This window comes from Bradyrhizobium ontarionense (assembly GCF_021088345.1).
GTDB lineage: Bacteria > Pseudomonadota > Alphaproteobacteria > Rhizobiales > Xanthobacteraceae > Bradyrhizobium > Bradyrhizobium ontarionense.
On the sequence record NZ_CP088156.1, the window covers coordinates 7,373,851 to 7,395,711 of the forward strand.

18 protein-coding genes are annotated in these 21,861 nt (G+C 64.9%); 11 read left to right on the plus strand and 7 right to left on the minus strand.

Annotated elements, in window-relative coordinates; all coding sequences use genetic code 11:
* Positions 1 to 364: 364 nt before the first annotated feature.
* Positions 365 to 1,513 (minus strand): ABC transporter substrate-binding protein, encoded by a 1,149-nt coding sequence (locus tag LQG66_RS32345; RefSeq protein WP_231328040.1) that lies wholly within the window; start codon positions 1,511 to 1,513, stop codon positions 365 to 367.
* A 184-nt stretch (positions 1,514 to 1,697) separates the two neighbouring features.
* Here LQG66_RS32345 and LQG66_RS32350 point away from each other — a divergent pair, with 184 nt between their 5' ends.
* Positions 1,698 to 2,489 carry a helix-turn-helix transcriptional regulator gene (locus LQG66_RS32350; RefSeq protein ID WP_231319854.1) on the plus strand — a complete coding sequence of 264 codons (792 nt, stop codon included), beginning with the start codon at positions 1,698 to 1,700 and terminating at the stop codon, positions 2,487 to 2,489.
* A gap of 92 nt (positions 2,490 to 2,581) precedes the next feature.
* Positions 2,582 to 3,760, plus strand: coding sequence for a cytochrome P450 (locus LQG66_RS32355; protein WP_231319855.1), 1,179 nt, complete (start codon positions 2,582 to 2,584; stop codon positions 3,758 to 3,760).
* A 73-nt stretch (positions 3,761 to 3,833) separates the two neighbouring features.
* Here LQG66_RS32355 and LQG66_RS32360 read toward each other — a convergent pair whose 3' ends face one another.
* A complete protein-coding gene (locus LQG66_RS32360; protein ID WP_231319856.1) occupies positions 3,834 to 5,513 on the minus strand; it encodes a methyl-accepting chemotaxis protein in 1,680 nt (559 codons plus the stop codon).
* A gap of 274 nt (positions 5,514 to 5,787) precedes the next feature.
* Between LQG66_RS32360 and LQG66_RS32365 the strand changes: the two genes are divergently transcribed.
* Positions 5,788 to 6,864 (plus strand): helix-turn-helix transcriptional regulator, encoded by a 1,077-nt coding sequence (locus LQG66_RS32365; protein WP_231319857.1) that lies wholly within the window; start codon positions 5,788 to 5,790, stop codon positions 6,862 to 6,864.
* Between the two features lie 125 nt (positions 6,865 to 6,989).
* On the opposite strand, the gene LQG66_RS32370 is transcribed toward LQG66_RS32365, so the two are convergent.
* A complete protein-coding gene (locus tag LQG66_RS32370; protein WP_425601265.1) occupies positions 6,990 to 9,383 on the minus strand; it encodes an LPS-assembly protein LptD in 2,394 nt (797 codons plus the stop codon).
* A 188-nt stretch (positions 9,384 to 9,571) separates the two neighbouring features.
* Between LQG66_RS32370 and LQG66_RS32375 the strand changes: the two genes are divergently transcribed.
* Positions 9,572 to 10,264, plus strand: coding sequence for a DUF2975 domain-containing protein (locus LQG66_RS32375; RefSeq protein WP_231319859.1), 693 nt, complete (start codon positions 9,572 to 9,574; stop codon positions 10,262 to 10,264).
* Between the two features lie 2 nt (positions 10,265 to 10,266).
* Entirely contained in the window at positions 10,267 to 10,503 is a 237-nt protein-coding gene (locus LQG66_RS32380) for a helix-turn-helix domain-containing protein (protein ID WP_009027476.1), read from the plus strand.
* 769 nt (positions 10,504 to 11,272) lie between these two features.
* Here the strand turns inward: LQG66_RS32380 and LQG66_RS32385 are convergent.
* Positions 11,273 to 12,865, minus strand: a complete 1,593-nt coding sequence (locus LQG66_RS32385; protein ID WP_486598883.1) for an ATP-binding protein — start codon at positions 12,863 to 12,865, stop codon at positions 11,273 to 11,275.
* Positions 12,866 to 13,141: 276 nt separating this feature from the next.
* On the opposite strand from LQG66_RS32385, the gene LQG66_RS32390 reads away from it, so the two are divergent.
* Positions 13,142 to 15,271, plus strand: a complete 2,130-nt coding sequence (locus tag LQG66_RS32390; RefSeq protein ID WP_231319860.1) for a phosphocholine-specific phospholipase C — start codon at positions 13,142 to 13,144, stop codon at positions 15,269 to 15,271.
* A 44-nt stretch (positions 15,272 to 15,315) separates the two neighbouring features.
* Here LQG66_RS32390 and LQG66_RS32395 read toward each other — a convergent pair whose 3' ends face one another.
* Positions 15,316 to 16,830, minus strand: coding sequence for a helicase HerA domain-containing protein (locus LQG66_RS32395; RefSeq protein ID WP_231319861.1), 1,515 nt, complete (start codon positions 16,828 to 16,830; stop codon positions 15,316 to 15,318).
* Positions 16,831 to 17,063: 233 nt separating this feature from the next.
* Between LQG66_RS32395 and LQG66_RS32400 the strand changes: the two genes are divergently transcribed.
* Complete coding sequence (locus tag LQG66_RS32400; RefSeq protein WP_231319862.1) at positions 17,064 to 17,336, plus strand: hypothetical protein; 273 nt, start codon at positions 17,064 to 17,066, stop codon at positions 17,334 to 17,336.
* A complete protein-coding gene (locus tag LQG66_RS32405) occupies positions 17,329 to 17,700 on the plus strand; it encodes a response regulator (protein WP_231319863.1) in 372 nt (123 codons plus the stop codon). The genes LQG66_RS32400 and LQG66_RS32405 overlap by 8 nt, the downstream gene beginning before the upstream one ends.
* Positions 17,701 to 17,749: 49 nt before the next feature.
* On the opposite strand, the gene LQG66_RS32410 is transcribed toward LQG66_RS32405, so the two are convergent.
* Positions 17,750 to 18,592: an AAA family ATPase gene (locus tag LQG66_RS32410; protein ID WP_231319864.1), complete on the minus strand. Its 843-nt coding sequence runs from the start codon at positions 18,590 to 18,592 to the stop codon at positions 17,750 to 17,752.
* Positions 18,593 to 18,690: 98 nt separating this feature from the next.
* Positions 18,691 to 18,936 carry a GlsB/YeaQ/YmgE family stress response membrane protein gene (locus LQG66_RS32415; protein WP_231319865.1) on the minus strand — a complete coding sequence of 82 codons (246 nt, stop codon included), beginning with the start codon at positions 18,934 to 18,936 and terminating at the stop codon, positions 18,691 to 18,693.
* Between the two features lie 117 nt (positions 18,937 to 19,053).
* Here LQG66_RS32415 and LQG66_RS32420 point away from each other — a divergent pair, with 117 nt between their 5' ends.
* From LQG66_RS32420 to sseA, 3 genes are all read left to right on the plus strand, one after another.
* Positions 19,054 to 20,229: a vWA domain-containing protein gene (locus tag LQG66_RS32420; protein WP_231319866.1), complete on the plus strand. Its 1,176-nt coding sequence runs from the start codon at positions 19,054 to 19,056 to the stop codon at positions 20,227 to 20,229.
* A 152-nt stretch (positions 20,230 to 20,381) separates the two neighbouring features.
* Positions 20,382 to 20,792: a rhodanese-like domain-containing protein gene (locus tag LQG66_RS32425; RefSeq protein WP_231319867.1), complete on the plus strand. Its 411-nt coding sequence runs from the start codon at positions 20,382 to 20,384 to the stop codon at positions 20,790 to 20,792.
* A 188-nt stretch (positions 20,793 to 20,980) separates the two neighbouring features.
* Positions 20,981 to 21,838, plus strand: coding sequence for a 3-mercaptopyruvate sulfurtransferase (gene sseA / locus LQG66_RS32430; protein ID WP_231319868.1), 858 nt, complete (start codon positions 20,981 to 20,983; stop codon positions 21,836 to 21,838).
* Positions 21,839 to 21,861 lie beyond the last annotated feature (23 nt).

The window sequence follows — 21,861 nt, forward strand, 5'->3', positions numbered from 1 at the left end:
GCAGTCGTTCTATTTGGCGTCCTTATCAGTTGAATTCGAGCTCTCTCCACACCGGCACTGCGCCCCCTCTCCCCGTTCTTCGCGGGGAGAGGATCGGGGTGAGGGGCAGCCATGCGGGAGGTGCCGCTGAGCTCACCTTCCTCAGCTCTGCTGGGAAGTGAACATCTCTGTTTCGTAGCCACGCGGAACCGCTGTGCCTGTCCGATGGACCTGCGATCTGGGCCGCGTATGTGCCATGCCCCTCACCCGGATTGCTGCGCAATCCGACCTCTCCCCGCAAAGGGCGGGGAGAGGTTGCGCCGTCCGTGGCGAGAGAGGTTGCGTCGACACGTGGCGCGGCATGTGGGGAGAGGCGAGGGCCCACCTACTTCACCAGCCTGAACCTGCCACCCTCGACCTTGATCAGGAACGCCGAGCGCTCGTCGTAGCCGTTGTGGTCGGTCGGGCTCATGTTGGACAGGCCGTTGTTGAGATAGACGTCCTTGCCGCGTTCGAGCTCGTCGCGCAGCGCGGCGCGAAACTCGGGCGTGCCGGGCCTGGCCGTTTTCAACGCGCCGGGGATGGCGCGTTTGAGCAGCGCGGCCGTGTCCCAGAGGTGAGCCGCGAAGATGTTCGGCGTGTCGCCATTGGCGGCCCGATAGGCGGCGACGAACTCGTCATGAGCCCGCCGGAACGGATCCTCCGCGGCAAGATCGTCGGCGATCGAGAACGCCTCGCCGGCGAACACGGCGCCCTCGACATTCTCCTTGCCGAGCTTGATGAACTCCTGCGTGGCCACGCCGTGGGTCTGGAAGATCTTTCCGGCGTAGCCGCGCTCGCGCAGCGCCTGCTGCGGCAGCACCGCCGGCGTGCCGGCCGAGGCGATGAACACGGCATCTGGATTGGTCGCGATCACCTGGAGTGCCTGGCCGGTGACGCTGGTATCGCCGCGGGCATAGACCTCGTGGGTGGTCACCGTGAGCCCGAGCTTCGGCGCCAGCTTCGTCACCTCCTGATAGTAGCCCTCGCCATAGCCGTCGGACACGCCGATGAAGCCGAGCGTCTTCACCCCCGTCTTGGCGATGTGCTTGAGCATCGCCGCGGCCATGATGTCGTCATTGGGCACGACCTTGAAGGCCCATTTGCGCTTGTCGTCCATCGGCTGCACGATGGCGGTCGAGGCCGCCAGCGACAGCAGCGGCGTCTTGCTTTCGAGCGCGACGTCGAGCATCGGCATGGTGACCGGCGTCAGCGACGACCCGATGATGACGTCGACGCCGTCCTGGATCACCAGGCGGCGCGCGTTCTGCAACCCCTTCACGCTGTCGGACTCATCGTCGAGCGCGATGTAGACGACCTTTTCGCCGCCGATCTCCTTCGGCAGCGCGGCGACCGTCTTGATCTGCGGCTGTCCGAGCGCCGAGCCCGGACCGGTCGCGGACACCACGATACCGACCTTGATGTCGGCCCACGCATCCGCCGCGGTGAGCACCATCGTTGCTGCAATGCCGAGCGCAGTCAGAACGGCTCTCATCATGGTTCCTCCCCGTTGAGCGTGTCCGGCGCGTTGACCGGCCGAGACTTCGAGCCGGCGAGGATAGCCGGTCACACCTGATGCGTCTGTCCCCGTGGTTGGTGACGCGCCGCGCGCCGCGCAGAGCTTCCAGCAGATCGCGGTTGCTGCTAGGCTTCGGCAACAGAACATCCGGGAGGAACGCATGGAGGCCCACAGGCCTGGCGTCGAGGCCGCCGGCGCCGTCAGCGCGATGGTGCTCGCGATCGGACAGACGTCGTTTCCGGATGTCCTGATCGACACATTGCGCACCGTCGCCGATGTCGGCCACTGCATGGTGTTCACCTTCGAGGACCAGGGCTCGGCGCGTTGCCTGCTGAGCGCGGGAAACATCGCGATCGGCCCCGATCTCGGTGCCGCCTATTCGGAGCATTTCCACACCGCCGATCCCAACCGGGACACGATCTTCCGCGAGCGCGCGCCAGCCCGCCACATCCTGCTGCCGAACTTCGCGCGCCGCATGTACCCCAAGGGCTATCGCAAGCTGTTTTTCGAGGACTCTGAGATCGTCGACAAGGCGGCCACCGCGATCTGGGTCGGCGATCACTGCTACTACGTGAACTTCTATCGCACGGCGGTGCAAGGCGGCTTCGCGCCCGACGAGCGGCAGCGCATCGCTGTTGTCGCGCCGCTGGTCGGCGCCATCGTCGCGCGTCATTGCCAGGACCGCGCGGCCGTGATGGATCCGGCCGACAAGCTTGCCCAGCTGTTCGCGCCCGGCGGGCCGCTGTCGGTGCTGACCACGCGCGAGAAGGACGTGTGCCGCCGCATCCTCTCAGGCTTCACCTCGGAGGCGATCGCCGGAGATCTCGGCATCGCCCTGAACTCTGTCTTCACGTATCGCAAGCGCGCCTATGAGAAGCTCGGCATCGCCTCGCAGAACGAGCTGTTCGCGATTGCCCTGCGGCTGGTCGCGACGCCGCGGCCGCTGAACTGAGCTGCGCCGGCACGCATCCTGTCACCCATCGCCGGGACAGACGGAAGCGGCGGCCAGGCCTATGGTGCGCCCTTCTGCCGGAAGGAGGACTCGTGAGCACCGCACCGCGTTTCGACATCGATACGGCTGCGTTCTGGGCCGATCCTTATCCGGCTCTGGCGCGCATGCGGAAAGAAGCGCCGATCGCCTTCGTGCCGCAGCTCGGCAGCACGCTGCTGTGCCGCCGCGACGACATCTTTGTCTCGGAGAAGCAGATCGAGGTGTTCAGCTCGCATCAGCCGCAGGGGCTGATGAACCGGCTGATGGGCCACAACATGATGCGCAAGGACGGCGCTGCGCACATGGCCGAGCGCCAGGCGATCGCGCCCGCGGTGTCGCCGCGGGCCGTGCGGGTGCATTGGCTGACCCAGTTCCAGGCCCACGCCGACCGGCTGATCGATGCGCTCGATCCGGCGGCCGAGGTCGATCTCGTCAGCGACTTCGCGCTGCCGTTCTCGGCCGAATGCCTGAAGTTGATCACCGGGCTGACCAACATGCGGTTCCAGGACATGAACGCGTGGTCGCAAGCCATGATCGACGGCATCGCCAACTACACGAGTGATGCGGCGGTGGAGGCGCGTTGCGTTGCTGCGACATCCGGCATCGATGCCGCGATCGACGACATGCTGCCGGTGCTGGAGCAGCATCCCAATCAGAGCCTGCTCGGCGTCATGCTCGCCGCGGGCATGCCGATGGAGAGTATCCGTGCCAACATCAAGCTCGCGATCTCAGGCGGCCAGAACGAGCCGCGCGACGCCATCGCCGGCGCGGTCTGGGCGCTGCTGACGCATCCCGATCAGCTCGCGCCGGCGTGCGAGGGCAGGGTACCCTGGCTCCAGGTGTTCGAGGAATATGCGCGCTGGATCTCGCCGATCGGCATGTCGCCGCGGCGAATCGCCAAGCCCTGGACCATCCGTGACGTCACCTTCGAGCCGGAGGAGCGGGTGTTCCTGATGTTCGGCTCGGCCAATCGCGACGAGGCGCATTTCGCCGATCCCGACCGCTTCGACATTCGCCGGGACGTTTCCAAAAGCATCGCCTTCGGCGCCGGCCCGCATTTCTGCGCCGGTGCCTGGGCCTCGCGCGCGATGATTGCCGAGGTCGCATTGCCGACGCTGTTTGCGCGGCTTTCGAACCTGCGTCTCCGCGACGACGTCCTGGTGCGCATCGGCGGCTGGGCGTTCCGCGGCCTGCTCAATTTGCCGGTAACCTGGGATACCGCGCGACATTGATCCCCGGAACGGCCGCGCGGGTCCGCCTTCTCCGGGATGTTCGCGCGCGCGAGGCCTGAACGAATGCGGACCCCTACGCTTTGCCTGCAGAAATCGCCTGCGCTTCTGACGCTGCCCGCTGCATGCTGGACGACATCTCGCCGGTGACGGTGCTCTGCTCTTCGACCGCGGCCGCGGTCGATGTGACATATTCGCTGACGTTCTGGATCTCGACCTTGATCGCGTTCAGCGCGTTCACGACCTCGCTCGATATCTCGTTCAGTCCGGCGATTTCCGCGCCGATCTTGTCGGTGGCCGCCTTGGCCTGATTGGCGAGGTTCTTGACCTCTGATGCGACCACGGCAAAGCCGCGGCCGGCGTCGCCGGCGCGCGCCGATTCGATGGTCGCGTTGAGCGCCAGCAGATTGATCTGCCCGGTGATGTTGCCGATCAATTCGACGATGCCGCTCATCGCCTGCGTCGCATCGCTCAGGCGCTTGGCCTGCGAATCGGCGGAGGCGACCCGGTCCGCCGCCCCCATTGCGGTCTCGCGCGACTTCGTCATGGCTTCCGAAATCTCGCGGACGGAGGCATTCAGCTCCTCGGCGCCGGCCGCGACCGACTCCATCATGCCGCGGACACGCTCATTGCCCATCCGCACCAGGACTTGCTTGGTCACGTCAGTGGCGTATTTCACCACCTTGAACGGCTTGCCGTTGAGATCGAGGATCGGATTGTAGGAGGCTTGAATCCAGACCTCGCGACCCCCTTTGCCGATGCGCTTGTATTCTGCGGCCTGGTACTCTCCCCGATTGAGGGCGGCCCAGAAATCACGATAAGCCTGACTGTCCCGTTCCGACGCATCCACGAACATGGAGTGATGACGGCCCTTGACTTCGGATAGTGTATAGCCGAGGGCGTGGAGGAAATTGTCGTTGGCATCGATGATGGTGCCATCCAGGCCGAACTCGATCACGGCCTGCGATTTGCCGATGGCCTGGATCTGTCCGGCGAGATCTGCATTCTTGAGCTTTTGGGCGGTCACGTCGGTGGCGAACTTGACCACCTTGAATGGCTTTCCGTTCTGGTCGAACACCGGATTGTAGGACGCTTGGATCCAGACCTCCTTGCCGCCCTTTCCAATCCGCTTGTACTCGGCGGCCTGATATTCACCGCGATTCAGCGCGGCCCAGAATTCGCGGTAGGCCGCACTGTCGCGCTCCGCCGGCGCAACGAACATGCTATGCTTCTTGCCCTGGATCTCCGGCAGGCTGTAGCCTAGCGCATTCAGAAAATGGTCGTTGGCGGTAATGATGGTGCCGTCGAGATTGAACTCGATCACAGCCTGTGATCGGCCGATCGCCGCGACCTGGGCGCCGTAGTCGAGGTTCTGCAGGCGCACGTTCGCGTCGGACCATTCGACCACGGTTCCTGCGCGGCTTCCGTCCGGACGTCTCAAGGGCTGCGCGACCAGGTCGAACACCCATTTACCGATCTTGATGGTTGCGCGGTGCTCGGAGGTGAGCGCCTGCAGCATGCGCCGCTGGTGCGACGGGTCCTTGTGGAACACGTCGATGTTGGTGCCGATCAGGGCGTCGACGCGGAAGTTCGGCAACTGCGTCTTCAGGTCCGGCTCTGCCTCCCGCAGCAGCGCCGTCACCGCTTCGTTCATGTAGACGATGTTGAGCTTGTCGTCCGCGACCATTACCTTCGCGGTGATCGCATTCGCGGCCAGGACGGCCAGGGCCTCGCCGTGATTCTTGCGGCCAAACATGATGATCTCCTGTTGAAAAGCGGTCGCATCAACCGGTGCTGAAGGCTTCGCGAATGCAAAATCCCCGTGAAATCCCGGGCTTTATTCAATATATCAGGCCGTCAGTAAGATTTAGTTAGGCGGTTATCTGCAGGCCTGTTCGGATTCTGCAGGAAGTGCGTAGTAGTCCTTATCTACAGCGATCAAGTGTCGCACCGACGGATTGTCCTGGATCAAAATCGGGGCTACCTCGGCCGGTAGGCTCAACGAAATCCAGGCGCTGACCAGCTGCTACATGCCCGAGAAAGATATTGCCGAGATCATCCGGATGCCGAGAGTCTTTCTCGACAGTCTTGGCGTTGGTATTTCGATCGTCGACATCGAAACGGGGCGCATTCGTTTTGCGAATGCCGAGTGCTGTCGGATCGTCGGTTTTACCTTCGAGCAGCTCAGAGCCCGCGGCATCGGTTTCTTGGAACTGACGCATCCCGACGACCGGGAGAGCAACCGGCTGCAGCACGAACGGCTGCTCGCGGGTGAGATCGACGGCTATCAGGCCGACAAGCGGTATCTTCGGCTGGATGGGAGCGTCGTCTGGGGACGCGTGATCGTCAATCCGGTGCGGGACGCCGCCGGCAGCCTGAAATGGTTCTGCGCCGTCGTTGAGGACATCACGGCGACCAAGATTCTGGAGAGCCAACTTGCGGCTGCCGAAAAGCTCGCAGGACTCGCGACGTTCAACCTGGTCGTCGAGGCGGACGATCATCCGCGGAACTCGACGACCACCTCACCGTCATCTCTCCGCGACATGTTGAGCTTCGTACACCCGGAGGACAAGGACGCGCTCGAGACGGCGATCCGTCGTGCCATCGCGAAGCGAACCGGCTACACGCGGGACTATCGGGTGATCGACAAAGATGGGGCAGCGCGCTTTGTCCGCGGCATGGGAAGCTGTGTCTACAATCCGTCCGACGGACGTATTCACCTCGTCGGTTCGACCATCGACATCACCGCGACGCGCCTCGATCGTGACAGCGAAATACCCGAGCCCATTCGGAGGATCCTGGAACATATCGAGACGCACTGGCAACAGAAGACGTCGATCGAACAGCTGGCGGGCCGGTATGGCATCAGCCCTCGCGCGGTCTATCAGTATTTCTCGGACAACGGCGTTTCGCTTGGCGAGAAGATCAAGCAGAACCGCATGCAGCATGCGCGCCGCATGCTGTGCAATCCGGAAGCGGGCGACACCGTGACGTCGATCGCCTTGCGCTGCGGTTTCAGTAGTCCCGGTCATTTCGCCGGGGAATACCGGAAGGTCTATGGTGAGAGCCCATCGGAAACCCTGAGGCAGGCATCGCCGCCGATCTAGACGCGCGCCAGGTGGCGAGGCGCATCCTCAATCTAAGGGAGCCGTCAGCGGTGAGCGATCGGGCGGCTGCCGGAATTGCCGGTCGCGTTGCGGATCCCCCGTGCCCATCGACTTTGGATGCGTTGCTAGTTTACGGGAACGGGAAGCGAGACATTGCCGACCGTTCTCATTCCCAGTGTCAGCATCACGGTCTGGTTGGTCTGCGGCGTGGCTCCAACGACTGCGTAGTTCAACGACGTGACATAACTTGCAGCCAGCGTGAAGCAGTCGTCGACGTAACCGGCCCCAACGACGTACTGATTGATAGTATTGGCCGTGAGATCCCATCGCGCGGCACCCGTCACCACCCAGTTCGGCGCGACCTTGACCGAGCCGCTGCCTAGGATGCCTTCACGCCGATCGAGATAACCGAGGGCCGGATCTGCGGCATAGTTGCCATAGGTCAGCGCCACCGACCAGCGATCGAAATTCGCCTTGGCTTCCGCCTCGAAGCGCTGAACGTTCATGGTCTGCTGGTCGAACCGGCTGCGCATGCTGAACGTGGTGGTTCGGTTCGGCGAATAATCGACCCGCGCCACGTAATCCGACACGGTCTTGTCCAGGCCTGATCCGATACCGGTATTGTTCGCATCCTGCACGGCGAACGAGTTCATGCCGAACAGCTGGTAGGACTGGCCGAACAGCACGTTGATGGTACCGCCACGATCGAACTGCGTGGTCGCCTGCACGCCGACATTGGCGCGGCCGCCGCCTTCGACGCGGTCGTAGCCGGAGAACTTGTCGACGCTGAACAGGTTGCTGGCGTCGAACACCATGCTCTGCGCGTCCTCGTTCGGCAGCCGGCCGGCATAGGTCTCGTTCGGCCGGATGATGATCTGCGCGATCGGCTCGATCGTCGTGGTTCCCCACGGCTGGACGTTGATGAACGGATAGCGGTATTCCAGGCCGACCGTCGGCATCAGCCGCAGCGCCTGCGTGTCACCCGTCGGCAGGAAGTTCGCGACACCGGGCTGGTTCGAAACGTTGGCGTTGATTGCGTCCGCACGCAGGATCGCGAACGGCGTCCAGATCTGGCCCAACGGATCAGTAAAGGACCGCCGCCACTCCGCCTGCGCGGTCAGGCGCGTGTAGGTGCCGGGCGTCGCACGCAACAGACATTGCGTCGGCAGCCGCGCCCGCGGATCGGCCGAGGTGGTCGTGCACAGGCCGGCAGTGTTGGCCTGGGTCGTGATCGGGTCGAACAACGCCTGCTCGCGGCTCAGATTCACGAAATTGGTCTTGGTGCTGAACTCGCCGCCGAACACGGGATAGTTCAGCACGTTCGAGTAATCGAGCACGGGATAGACCACCGGAACCGTCTGCTGGTTGCCGGAGAGGCTCAGATAGTGGATCGCCCTGATATCGAAGAAGCTGCGGCTGCCGACGCCGGTCAGATAGAGCTGCGAGATCGCCTCGGTCGGCAGGCTCATGAACGAGTTGAACGGGTCGCGGTACTGCGCAAGCCGGTAATCCGACAGGAACATGTAGTCGAACAGCAGGATGCCGTCCCAGCCAAAGACCCATTTGTCGTTGAGCGCGAACTGGCCCTTGGTGTCGATGCCGCCGCGGAACTGGCGATCGCCGGGCTGGCCGGCGAAGGCGTTGCGATTCATTTGATCGATGCCGTAGAGGCGCACCTGATAGGCGCCATTGCTCAGGCGCTGGCGGAATTCGGCCTGCATCAGCACGCCCTGCTTGGAGGTGATGCGCGGCGTGAAGGTCGCGTCGTAGTCGGGCGCGATCGCCCAGTAATAGGGAATGTCGACGCCGAATCCGAAAGCGGTCGAAGACGTATAACCGGGCATAAGAAACCCGCTCTTGCGCTTGACGGTCGGATCGGGCGTCGAGAAGTAGGGAATGTACGCCAACGGAACGCCGAAGAATTCGAGCTGGGCGTTCTCGAAATAGAGCATCTTCTCGGTCTGGTCGTGGATGATGCGCGCACCCTTGACCTGCCACAGCGGCGGCTTCTTCGGATCGTCCTTGCAGGGTGCGCAGGCGGTGTACACGCCGTTCTCGAAGACGGTGGTGTTGCCCTTCGAACGGTCAGCGCGGGTCGCCGCCATCCGCGTCTGGTCCTCGGTCTCGACGCGCAGCGAATCGACGAAGCCGTCGCGATAATCGTCCGACAGGTCGAGGCTGTTGGCGTAGGTGATCTTGCCCTCGGCGTCGGTCATGCGGATGTTGCCTTCCGCATGCAGGCGCTTGGTCTTCTGGTCGTAGATCACCCGGTCGGCCTCGACCGACGTGCCGTTGTAGAACAGCTGGACGTTGCCGACGGCCGACACGCGCGAGTTGTTGGTGTCGTAATCGACCTCCGCCGCCTGCACCAGCATCTGGTTGTCGTTGGCGACACGGGGCGGCGGCGGCTTCGGCGGACGGGGGTTGTAGGTGAAGCTCTGGGCGGCGGCAGGACGCGGCGTCAAGTTGCCAACAGCGGCGGACAGCACGAGAGTCAAAGCGAGCACCGCAGGTCTCATCGCGAACGCTCGCATGCGGCGCTCGCGCGCAGTTCCAACGCGGAGGGAAGGGCAATCAACTCGGCCGGGCCTCGCGATCGGACGCTTCGACATGGATTCACGCAAACACCGGTACGGCCGCGGGGAGCACACATCGCGCTGAGACGCCACTGGCGTTTCTCGCGCGGAGCAGTGCAAACGACAGCGCGTTGATTGACACGATTGAATTATCGTTTTACGATAAAAATGTAAAGCGATCCGAGGTGGCCTGCGGCTTTTCCTCCGGGTCCTGTGACCGGGAGCACACGATGAGTGCGATGTTGGCGGACGCCGCGTTCGACGCTGGTCCTGCCGCGCAGACCGCGCTGCGCAGCCGGATCAAATGGCTGTGCCGCTCGATCCAGCTGGCTGCGGCGTCTTGGAGCGTATGGGTCCCCGTTTCTTTCTTATGGCATTGGCTTCCGATCGATCCCGCTCGCATGGCGGGTGCGCTTGGGTATGCCCTCAAGACCGATATGAGCGGGCTGTCGGCGACACAGGTCGAATGGTTTCTGGCCCTGACTCTGGTTGTCTGGATTCCTGACCTAGCGGTAGGCTATTGCATCTGGCGTCTGTTCGGAACCTATCTGGAGGGGCGGATCTTCACGGCCGATGCGGCGATCTGGATGCGCCGCGTTGGCGTCAGCGGCCTGGCCGCCGTCGCAGCCGACGTCGTCATCCGAAAGATCGGTCTGCTGGTGCTGACCAGCCATGTCCAGCTGCCGCTCTCGACGTTGTTAGTGTTTCAGACCGTCGTGCCCGGCGATCTGCTTCGCGTCCTGTTCTCCCTGTTCGTCACGGCGCTCGCGCTGATCTTCAAGGCCGCAGCCGAGTTGGCCGACGACCACGCCCAGATCGTTTGACCATGCCGATCATCGTCAATCTCGACGTCATGCTGGCCAGGCGCAAGATGCGCTCCAAGGAGCTGGCCGAGCGCATCGGCATCACCGAGCAGAACGTCTCGCTGCTGAAGTCCGGCAAGGTGCGCGGCGTGCGGTTCGACACGCTGGAGAAGATCTGCGAGGTCCTGCGATGTCAGCCGGGCGACCTGCTCGAGTACAGGCCGGATGACGCCGAGGAGCCACAGCGCCTCGCCGGGTGAGGCCGTTGCGGTAGTCTCTACGGGGCTTCCAGACGGTCCCAGGCGTCCGGCGCCGAGCGCGCAACAAAATTTGTCTTTCGTTTTTTCGGAAACTGTGCTTATCTCCTGCCAACCCGCCTCATGCAGAGGGACGTACGCGTCGTCACGATACGTGGAGGTGGGCGGCGGTGGACGTGACGGCTGTGCCAGACGAGCACAGTCGGCACGTACGGAGAAATCGTGTGGTCCTGGCCTCTCGATGCTGAGGTCAAGTTCGCAGGCGTTGCTTGACGGCACGCGCGGGCGATGGGGGCAAGACAGCCGATCCCCAGGGAGACCACGTATAATCCGTAACACCATCGCGCAGGGAGGGCCGGGATGTCTCGGCCGAACCTGTGGTTCCTTCCCCGTGCATTCTTTCCGCACGGGGGCCATGGGGGCGGCGAGCTCCCGGCCTTCCCTGCGCCCTCTCGTTGGTCGAGAGGGACGTGACTGCCGCATCACTCGGGCGCTGCGCGCCGCGGGATGGAAACGCGTGTCTCGATGGCACTGACGACGGGGGCCAAGGTGCCGATCAATCACTCAACCGTCGTCCCGGACAAGCGCGCGGCACGCGTGCGCCGATCCGGGACCCATAACCCCAGGGAGATGTTCGAGGCACGATGGTCGATCGATCGCGTCCAGCCACGTCCGCCGCGGTGTATGGGTCCCGGGTCAGCGTCCGCCAACGCTACGCGTTATCGGACTTGCCCGGGACGACACTGAGTGTGCGGCGGGCGCTGCGAAAGCCTCACGCCTCCAGCGCCGTCCTGATCATGCGCGCGAGGTCCGCGCTGACATACGGCTTCGCCAGCAGCAGCACATCGGCATCGAGGCGGCCGTGATGCACGATCGCGTTCTCGGTGTAGCCGGAGGTGTACAGCACTTTCAGGCCAGGGCGTCGCTTCGCGGCCTCGATGGCGAGCTGGCGGCCGTTCATGCCGCCGGGGATGATCACGTCGGTGAACAGCAGATCGATGCGCTCGGGATTGTCGATCAGCACCAGGCCCTCGGCGGCGTTGCTCGCAGCGAGCGTGCGATAGCCGAGGCGGCGCACCTGCGCGACGACGTAGTCGCGCACCAGCGCGTCGTCCTCGACGATCAGGATGGTCTCGTCGCCGCGTGCGACAGCCGGCCGGCTGGTGTCGGCGGCAGGCAGCTCCGGCGCGCCGGCGGCCCGCGGCAGATAGAGCTTCACCGTGGTGCCGTGACCTTCCTCGCTGTAGATCTTGACGTGGCCGTTCGACTGCTTGACGAAGCCATAGACCATGCTCAGCCCGAGGCCCGAGCCCTTGCCGACGTCCTTGGTGGTGAAGAACGGCTCGAAGACCTTGTGGAGCAGCGCGGCGGGAATGCCCTGGCCGGTGTCGCTGACCGCGATCATGACGTAACTCCCGGGCTTGGCATCGCGGTTCAGCTGCGCATAGTCGTCGTCGAGAGTGACGTTCTTGGTCTCCAGGGTCAGCTTGCCGCCCTCGGGCATCGCGTCGCGCGCATTCAGCGCGAGGTTGAGGATCGCCGTCGAGAGCTGGCTCGGGTCGATCAGCGCCGGCGCGCTGTCATAGGCCAGCATCGATTCGATCTCGATCTGCTCGCCGAGCGTGGGGCGCAGCAGACGGCCCGCCTCGACGACGAGCGCATTGATGTCGGTCGCGCGCGGCTGCAGCGGCTGCCGGCGCGAGAAGGCGAGCAGATGCCGGGTCAGGTCGGCGCCGCGGTCGGCGGCGGCGCTGATCATGTTGGCGATGCCGGCAAGCTGCGGCTTGTCCTTGACCGCGTCGGCGAGGATCTCGATCGTTCCGGTGATGACGGTCAGGATGTTGTTGAAGTCATGCGCGACGCCGCCGGTGAGCTGGCCGATCGCCTCCATCTTCTGCGCCTGGCGGACCTGGGCCTCGTTGGCCTCGATCTCCTGAAAGCGCTGGACCATGGCCTCGGCGGCGCGGCGCTGCCGGATCTCCTCCTCGAGCTGCGCATAGGCCTTCTGCAGCGTGATGCGGGTCGGCAGCACCAGGATCTGCGGCAGCATCTTCAGCAGCGCGGCGATGAGGGCGACCGACATCAGGGCCAGCACGGCGTCGAAGACGTCCGTGGCGGCGCCGACGTCGATCCACGGGGTGGCGAGCGAGAGCAGGCGCCCGATGCCGCCGACCACGCCATACGACGTGATCGAGATGAAGACGCCGCGGAACATGATGTCATGCCAGCGCCGCCACAGGAACATGCCGACAACGATGGCGATCGTGAAGAAGGCGCAGGCGATGAAGGCATTGGACACGACATGCAGCCATATCAATCCCGGCGCCTCCTGGAGGCCCGGCTCTTGCTGCGTCAACGTCGGCATAGGCGCACCATCCTCAACACCGCAAGGCGCCCGGCCGGTGGCCAACCGGGGCCTTTCGTCGCCTCAAACCAAGCGGATCATTCAGCTTTTCGTCTCCAGCGCAAGGGCCATCGCGGTGCGCGCGACCGCTGCGCCGGACCCACGGCGGTCCGCCGCGAGGCCGCTTCCGCGGCCGCTGTCAAAACCTTGCCACACATCCTTAACCGCCCGGTCACGCGGCTGTTAACGCGCCGACCTAAGTCGCTCGACACCATCATCACTTGGGGAATGAACGAGATGTCGAACACTATCGCGCACAACCGGCGCGAGTTCCTGCGGCTGCTCGGAGCGTCGGCCGCGACCGCAGCGCTTGGCCAGAGCATCGAGCGGGCTCACGCCATTCCGGCGTTCAACCGCCACGGCAGCATCGAGGATGTCAAGCACATCGTGGTGCTGATGCAGGAGAACCGCGCCTTCGATCATTACTTCGGCGCGATGCGTGGCGTGCGCGGCTTCAACGATCCGCGCGCCGTGACGCTGCCCGGCGGCAATCCGGTGTGGCAGCAGCCGAACGGCGCCGGGTCGGTGATGCCGTTCCGCGTCGACAACGCCGGCTCGGTCTATGTCGAGGATGTGGCGCATGGCTGGAACGACGGTCAGAAGGCCTGGAACAACGGTAACTACGACAAGTGGGTCGCCAACAAGGGCACCACGACCATGACCTGCATGAACCGGCAGGATCTGCCCTGGCACTATGCGCTGGCGGACGCCTTCACGGTCTGCGATTCCTACTTCTGCTCGGTCATGGGGCCGACCGACCCTAATCGCTATTATCTGTGGACCGGCTGGGACGGCAATGACGGCAAGGGCGGTGGTCCGGTCATCACCAATGCCGAGGCCGGTTACGACTGGACCACGTTTCCGGAGCGTCTGGAGAAGGCCGGCATCTCCTGGAAGGTCTATCAGGACGTTGGCGTCGGTCTGACGGCGGCCGGCTTCTGGGGCTGGACTGAAAATCCGTGGATCGGCAATTTCGGCGACAACTCGCTGCTCTATTTCCACCAGTACCAGAATTCGCAGCCGGGCAGCCCGCTGTATGAGAAGGCGCTGCGCGGCAGCAACATCGCCAATGGCGGCACGTTCGAGAATCTGTTCGACGGGCTTCGCAACGACGTGCGCAACGGCACCTTGCCGCAGGTGTCGTGGATCGCAGCGCCCGAGGCCTTCAGCGAGCATCCGAACTGGCTGCCGGGGCCGGGCGCCTGGTACATCTCCAAGGTGCTCGACATCCTGACCTCGAATCCGGAGCTGTGGAGCAAGACCGCACTGCTCATCAACTATGATGAAGGCGGCGGCTTCTTCGATCATGTCGTCGGTCCGTATCCGGCGATGTCGCAGGCCCATGGCCAGTCGACCGTCGATGTCAAGAGCGATCTGTTTGCCGGCGACGGCAATCATGTCGCCGGTCCCTATGGCCTCGGCGTTCGCGTGCCGATGCTGGTCGTGTCGCCCTGGTCGCGCGGCGGCTTCGTGTGCTCGGAAGTGTTCGACCACACCTCGGTGATTCGTTTCATCGAGCGCCGCTTTCATCACAAGGCGCCCGATCTGTTCGAGACCAACATCCCGGCGTGGCGGCGGGCGGTGAGCGGCGATCTCACCTCGGCCTTCAACTTCACCTCGCCCAACGAAGGCATGGCGCCGCTGCCGAGCACGGCCGGCTTCAAGCCGCCGGTGGCGGACATCACCTCCGGCGCCCGCTTCGACGACTATCACCCGGTGCCGCCGGCCAAGCAGGCGATACCGCAGCAGGAGCCGGGCATTCGCCCGGCGCGCGCGCTGCCCTACGATCTCAGGGTCGACGGCGATGCCGATGCCGCTCAGAAGACGTTCGCGATCCGGTTCGCCAATCCGGGGCAGGCGGGCGTCTGCTTCCACGTCCGCTCCGGCAACACCGCGAGCGGTCCGTGGAGCTACACGGTCGAGGCCGGCAAGTCGCTGCGCGGCGTGTGGGACCTCGCCGCCAGCGCCGGCCAGTATGACCTGTCGGTCCACGGTCCGAACGGCTTCTTCCGCCACTTCAAGGGCGGCGTGGCCTCGACCGCCGCGCTGGTCGATGTCGACACCGTCCATCTCTGTGAGTGGGAAGACGGCGATGATGCACGCAGCCTCGCGATCGCGCTGACCAACAAGGGCGGAAGCTGCGTCGTGACGCTGGCCGACAACTACACCGGGCGCAGCGAACGTCATCGCCTGCAGCGTGGCCAGCGGCTGGAGACTCAGGTCCGTCTGCAGCAGACCCATGGCTGGTACGACCTGACCGTGACCGCCGACACCGACGCCGGCTTCAACTGGCAGCTCGCGGGTCATGTCGAGAATGGTCGGCCCAGCATCAGCGATCCGGCGATGGGCAAGATCGCTGCGACCTGATCGCGGCCAATATCGGATGCGCCCGGAGCGATCCGGGCGCATCCTCACGACGAGGAAGCGACGAGACCTTCGGGGGTTGCGTCGTCGGCATTGGGATCGCCGGGCGCCGTCGCCCATGCGAGCTCGACCAGGGTCACGATGCGCCGGCCGGCACCGTCGAGCTGGCAGACGATGAGGCCCTGGTCCTCGATATAGGTCAGCAGGCGCTGGGCGCGGCGCAGCGAATGCGAGCCGTAGGCGCGGGCGATCGCCGCGTCGCTGGGGCAGGGCCGTCCGTCCTTGGCGGCGCGGGCGATCATCATGAACACGCCCTGCATGTCCTCAGGGAGCAGCGAGGCGCGCAGCGACACGTCCTGCCAGCCTGCGTCGTCGGCCGCATCGTCGCCGCCGAGGCCGGCCCGCGCACGCGTCAGCATGCGGCGGAAGTCGTTGAGGTCGGGCACGGCCGTGCCCAGCCCCTCGATGCGGCAGCGGACGACGAATTCCTGGTACAGCACGCCGACGGCGCGGAAGCCGGCGTCGGGCTCGGCCAGCACCGCGCGCAGCACGCGCTCGACACGGGCGCGGCGCTCGGCGAGCTCCTCCTCGCTGACTTCAGGGGGCGGCGGCTCGGGGCGCAGCTCGAGTGCGGCGGACTTCGCCGCCATCAGCTGGTCGAGCAGCTCCGGCTGCGGCTTGCGCTGCGGCCGCGCGGTCGTCTCGGGCGGCGGCGCCGCGAGGATCACCGCGCGGGCGTCCTCGAGCGATGCCTCCGGCAGCGGCATCAGCCGCGGCGTCGCATTGCGTGGCTTGGTGTCGGTGGGACCGATGCGCAGGCCCAGCGGCCGGCGCGACAGCGCGGGGCCGAGCGCCATGAACTGGCCGCGCTCGAGGTCGCGAAAGGCCTCGGCCTGGCGCCGCTCCATGCCGAGCAGGTCGGCGGCGCGGGCCATGTCGATGTCGAGGAAGGTGCGGCCCATCAGAAAGTTCGAGGCCTCGGCCGCGACGTTCTTGGCAAGCTTCGCCAGCCGCTGCGTGGCGATCACGCCGGCGAGCCCGCGCTTGCGGCCGCGGCACATCAGGTTGGTCATCGCGCCGAGCGAGGCCTTGCGCGCCTCGTCGGAGACCTCGCCGGCGACGGCCGGCGCGAACAACTGGGCCTCGTCGACGACGACGAGCATCGGGTACCAGTGGTCGCGCGAAATTTCGAACAGGCCGTTGAGAAAGGCGGCCGCGCGGCGCATCTGATTCTCGGCGTCGAGCCCCTCGAGGTTGAGCACGGTGGAGACGCGGTGGATGCGGGCCCGCTCGCCGGCGACCTGCAGGGCGCGCTCGGTGTGGTCCTCGGCCGCGATCACGAGATGGCCGAAGCGCTCGGCCAGCGTGACGAAGTCGCCCTCGGGATCGATGATCGTCTGCTGCACCCAGGGCGCGCTCTGCTCCAGCAGCCGTCGCAGCAGATGCGATTTGCCGGAGCCGGAATTGCCCTGCACGAGGAGGCGGGTCGCCAAGAGTTCCTCGAGGTCCAGGGCCGCAGGCGATCCCGCCGCCGTCTGCCCCATCTCGATTGCAACGGTCATGTGCCCCGACTCAAACGCGCTTCTCGCAGAGGAGCGCGCTTAACAAGCCGGAGCCGGCGCGTCGAGCGCCGCGGCAGGCTTTGTCCCGTGTTCCGGATCGGCTGTGGATGGTTCCCCGGAACGTGGAACTCAGGCTGCTGCCGGTTCCACCGAAGCCGCTGTCGACAATGAGAGGTTGGTGCTTGGCGCATCCTCGCCTCTCACGGTACGATGTGACGGAAAAGGGGCAGCGAGTGAACGAGCATTCGGACGCCGTCCGCGCAGACACGCAGATGCTCGAGCGCGACGGCGCTGACGAAAGACCCTGGCGGCACGTTGACCGGCGGGAGAGCGGCGTCAATGCGCCGCCGCCCGTCGGCACGGGACAGGAGCGCGAGCCGATCGAGCAGGCCTTGTCCTATCAGCTCAGCGCCGCGGCCTCATACACGTTCGCGCCCGATGGTCTCAGCCGCACGATTTCGATTCCTGTCTCACTCACAACGCTGGAGCTGGATGAGCATGCCTGAACGCTCGCTTCGCGACCGTCATATCCTCATCGTCGAGGACGAATACATGCTTGCCGACGAGCTGCGCTGCGCATTCGGCGGCGCAGGCGGCATGGTCTTGGGCCCGGTCGGAACCGTCCCTGACGCGCTTGCCCTGATCAAGCGCGCGGGGCGGATCGAAGGCGCCGTTCTCGACGTCAACCTGCACGGCGAGATGGCGTTTCCGGTGGCGGATCTGCTGGTCGAACGCGGCGTCCCCTTCGTGTTCACGACGGGCTACGACGAGTCGATCATTCCAGATCGGTTCTCGAACATTCTTCGCTGCGAGAAGCCGATCGCGGTCGACGGGATCATGCGCGCGCTCGGACGGATGGTCGGAAGCTGACCGGGCGAGCGCGTGCGCGCGCGGGGCAGCCCGACCAAAGCCGAAAGTGTCAGACCTCTCGCCGGCTCAGGAACGCCAGCCGCTCGAACAGATGCACGTCCTGCTCGTTCTTCAAGAGCGCGCCGTGCAGCGGCGGGATCAGCTTGCGCGGGTCGCGCTCGCGCAGCTGCTCGGGGCCGATGTCCTCGTTGAGCAGGAGCTTGAGCCAGTCGAGCAACTCGGAGGTCGATGGCTTCTTCTTCAGGCCCGGCACGTCGCGCACCTCGAAGAAGATGCGCAGCGCCTCCTCGACCAGCCGCTTCTTGATATTCGGGAAGTGGACGTCGACGATGCGGTTCATCGTGTCGGCATCCGGGAATTTGATGTAGTGGAAGAAGCAGCGGCGCAGGAACGCGTCCGGCAGCTCCTTCTCGTTGTTGGAGGTGATGATGACGATCGGGCGCAGCGCGGCCTTGATGGTCTCGTTGGTTTCGTAGACGTGGAATTCCATCCGGTCGAGCTCGAGCAGCAGATCGTTGGGGAATTCGATGTCGGCCTTGTCGATCTCGTCGATCAGCAGCACCGGGCGCTGCTCGGCGGTGAAGGCTTCCCATAGCTTGCCGCGCTTGATGTAGTTCTTGATGTCGGACACTCGGGAGTCGCCGAGCTGGCTGTCGCGCAGCCGCGACACCGCGTCGTATTCGTAGAGACCCTGCTGCGCCTTGGTGGTCGACTTGATGTGCCAGGTGAGCAGCGGCGCGTTGACGGCTTTCGCGATTTCCTCGGCCAGCACGGTCTTGCCGGTGCCGGGCTCACCCTTCACCAGGAGCGGGCGCTCAAGCACGATCGCCGCGTTGACGGCCACTTTGAGGTCGTCGGTGGCGACGTAGTCCTGGGTGCCGGTAAATTTCATCGCGCCTCGCTTCTCGGTCGGACTTGTGTTGAGTGGCTACGCAGCGGCAACGGCCGCTGCGGCTTTGACATGATGGCTGCCATTGGAAGAGGAAATAATCAAGCGCGCCGGATCAGCGACAGGATCACGAGCACGATCACGGCGCCGACGGTGGCGTCGAGGATCGCCCCGAGCGTGCCGCTCGCCAGCGCGATGTGGAGGGCCGGCAGTACATAGCTTGCGACCAGCGCGCCGATGATGCCGATCACCATGTTGCCGATCAGGCCGAAACCGGCACCGCGGACGATCAGGCCAGCGAGCCAGCCGGCGATCGCGCCGATGATGAGTGCCGCCAGAATACCCATAGGAAACCCCATTCAGAATGCGTGTTCCGTCGATTGTAAAGCAAAATGCCCGCCGGTCCAGGCCGGTCGATCGGCGCGGCCCTTGACGCGCCCTCCCGGCCGCGCGATCTAATGGGCATGTTCCTGCAATTCTTCACAGCACTGCGCGACGCGCAGGTCCCGGTCTCCTTGCGTGAATATCTCACGCTGATGGAGGCTGTTGACGCCGATCTCGCCGAGCACTCGGTCGAGAACTTCTACTATCTGTCGCGAACGGCGCTGGTGAAGGACGAGCGCAATCTGGACAAGTTCGATCGTGTCTTCGGTACCGTGTTCAAGGGCCTGGAGAACCTTCTCGATGCGATGGAGAAGGCTGAGATCCCCGAGGAGTGGCTGAAGAAGCTGGCCGAAAAATACCTCACCGAGGAGGAAAAGAAGCAGATCGAGGCCATGGGCTGGGACAAGCTCATGGAGACCCTGAAGAAGCGCCTGGAAGAGCAGAAGGGTCGCCATCAGGGCGGCAGCAAATGGATCGGCACCGCCGGCACCTCGCCGTTCGGGGCCTATGGCTACCACCCCGAAGGCGTGCGCATCGGCCAGGACAAGAACCGCAACAACCGCGCCGTGAAGGTGTGGGACCGCCGCGAGTTCAAGGATCTCGACGGCAATGTCGAGCTCGGCATCCGTAACATCAAGGTGGCGCTGCGCCGCCTGCGCAAGTTCGCCCGCACCGGCGCGCCCGACGAGCTCGACCTCGACACCACGATCCGCGAGACCGCCAGCCACGGCTATCTCGACGTGCACATGCGGCCCGAGCGGCGCAACGCGGTCAAGGTGCTGGTGTTCTTCGACATCGGCGGCTCGATGGACTCCCATGTCGCGCAGGTCGAAGAGCTGTTCTCGGCTGCAAAGACCGAATTCAAGCACATGGAATATTTCTACTTCCACAACTGCCTCTACGAGGGCGTGTGGAAGCAGAACAAGCGGCGATTTTCCGACCGGACGCCGACCTGGGACGTGCTGCACAAATACCCGCACGACTACAAGGTGGTGTTCGTCGGCGACGCCTCGATGTCGCCTTACGAAATCATGGTGCCCGGCGGCTCGGTCGAGCACGTCAACGAGGAGCCGGGTTCGGTGTGGCTCGATCGCGTCATCCGCACCTATCCGCACGCGGTGTGGCTCAACCCGGTGGCGCAGAAGCACTGGGACTATTCGGAATCCACCACGCTGATCCGCCGCATCTTCTCCGAGCGCATGTATCCGATCACGATCGAGGGCCTGGAAGGGGCGATGAAGGAGCTGGTGCGGTAGGCCAGATCCACCATCATTCCGGACAGCCGCGAAGCGGCTGATCCGGAAGCGCGAGCTTGTGTTGCTGATCGAGATTCCGGATTGGGCCGCTGTCGCGACCGCCGTACGGGATAGCGATGACGCGCCAAGAGCCAAGACGAGGGAAAGACGACATGCCCCAGACCATCACTCGCGGCATCAAGGCGCTGCTCGACGAAGCCAATGCCGCGATCGAGACGCTCTCTGCGGCTGACGCGATCGAGGCGGCCAGGCGCGACGATGTCGTGATCGTCGACATCCGGGATCCGCGGGAGATCGAACGCGAGGGCAGGATTCCCGGTGCATTCTCCTGCACCCGCGGCATGCTGGAGTTCTGGATCGATCCGCAGAGCCCCTATGCCAAGCCGGTCTTTCAAGAGGACAAGATGTTCATCTTCCATTGCGCCGGCGGCCTGCGTTCGGCGCTCGCGGCCAAGACCGCGCAGGACATGGGGCTGAAGCCGGTCGCTCATATCGGCGGAGGTTTCGCGGCGTGGCGCGAGGCCGGCGGACCGGTGGAGGTGTGGGCGCCGAAGAAGAAGTAATGCCCGTCACACGCGGGCTTGACCCGCGTGTCCAGCGCTCTGAGAAAGATGGATGGCCGGATCGAGTCCGGCCATGACGATCGTTGGCGACGCTGGAAGGCACGCTATATCTTGGCAAGACAATCTCTGGATCCCGGGTTCGCCGCGCTCTGCGTGACGCTCCGGAATGACCAACAAGGAATGCCCCGATGACCACTCCCGACGACCCTCTCGTCTCCACCGAATGGCTCGCCGCGCGTCTCGGCGACCCCAAGATCAAGGTGCTCGACGCGACGTTCAAGATGCCGGGCGTCCTGCCGCTGCCGAAGGACGACTATCTCAAGGCGCACATTCCCGGCGCCGTTCTCTTCGACGTCGATGAGGTCTCGGACCATTCCAACCCGCTGCCGCACATGTATCCGAGCGCTGAGCAGTTTGGGCGCGATGCGGGGCGGCTCGGTGTCAGCAATGCCGATACGGTGGTGGTCTACGATTCCGGTGGCTGGGTCGCCGCCCCTCGTGCCTGGTGGATGTTCCTGTCGTTCGGCCACAAGGACGTGCGGGTACTCGACGGCGGCCTGAAGAAGTGGATGGCCGAGGGGCGGCCGGTCGACAGCGGTCAGGTCACGCCGGCGCTTGGCACCTACAGTGCGAGCTTCGACGCAGCGCGCGTGCGCAGGATTGAGCAGATGGTCGCCAATCTCGCTGACAATGCCGAGCAGGTGATCGACGCCCGCCAGGCGCCGCGTTTCGCCGGCGAGGTCGCAGAGCCCCGGGCCGGCCTACGGTCCGGCCACATTCCCGGCAGCCGCAATCTGCCTTATGCGGAGCTGTTCGACGCCACGACCGGCCTGATGAAGCCGCTCGACGAGTTGCGCAAGGCCTTCGCGACGGCCGGCGTCGATCTGGCGAAGCCGATCGCCACGTCCTGCGGCTCCGGCGTGTCGGCAGCCGTTCTGACGCTGGCGCTCTATCGTCTCGGCATCCGCGAGACCGCGCTCTATGACGGCTCCTGGTCCGAATGGGGCCTCGAGAATGGCCCGCCGGTCGCAACCGGGCCGGCCTGATCGGCGTGCCCCTCTAATTTATC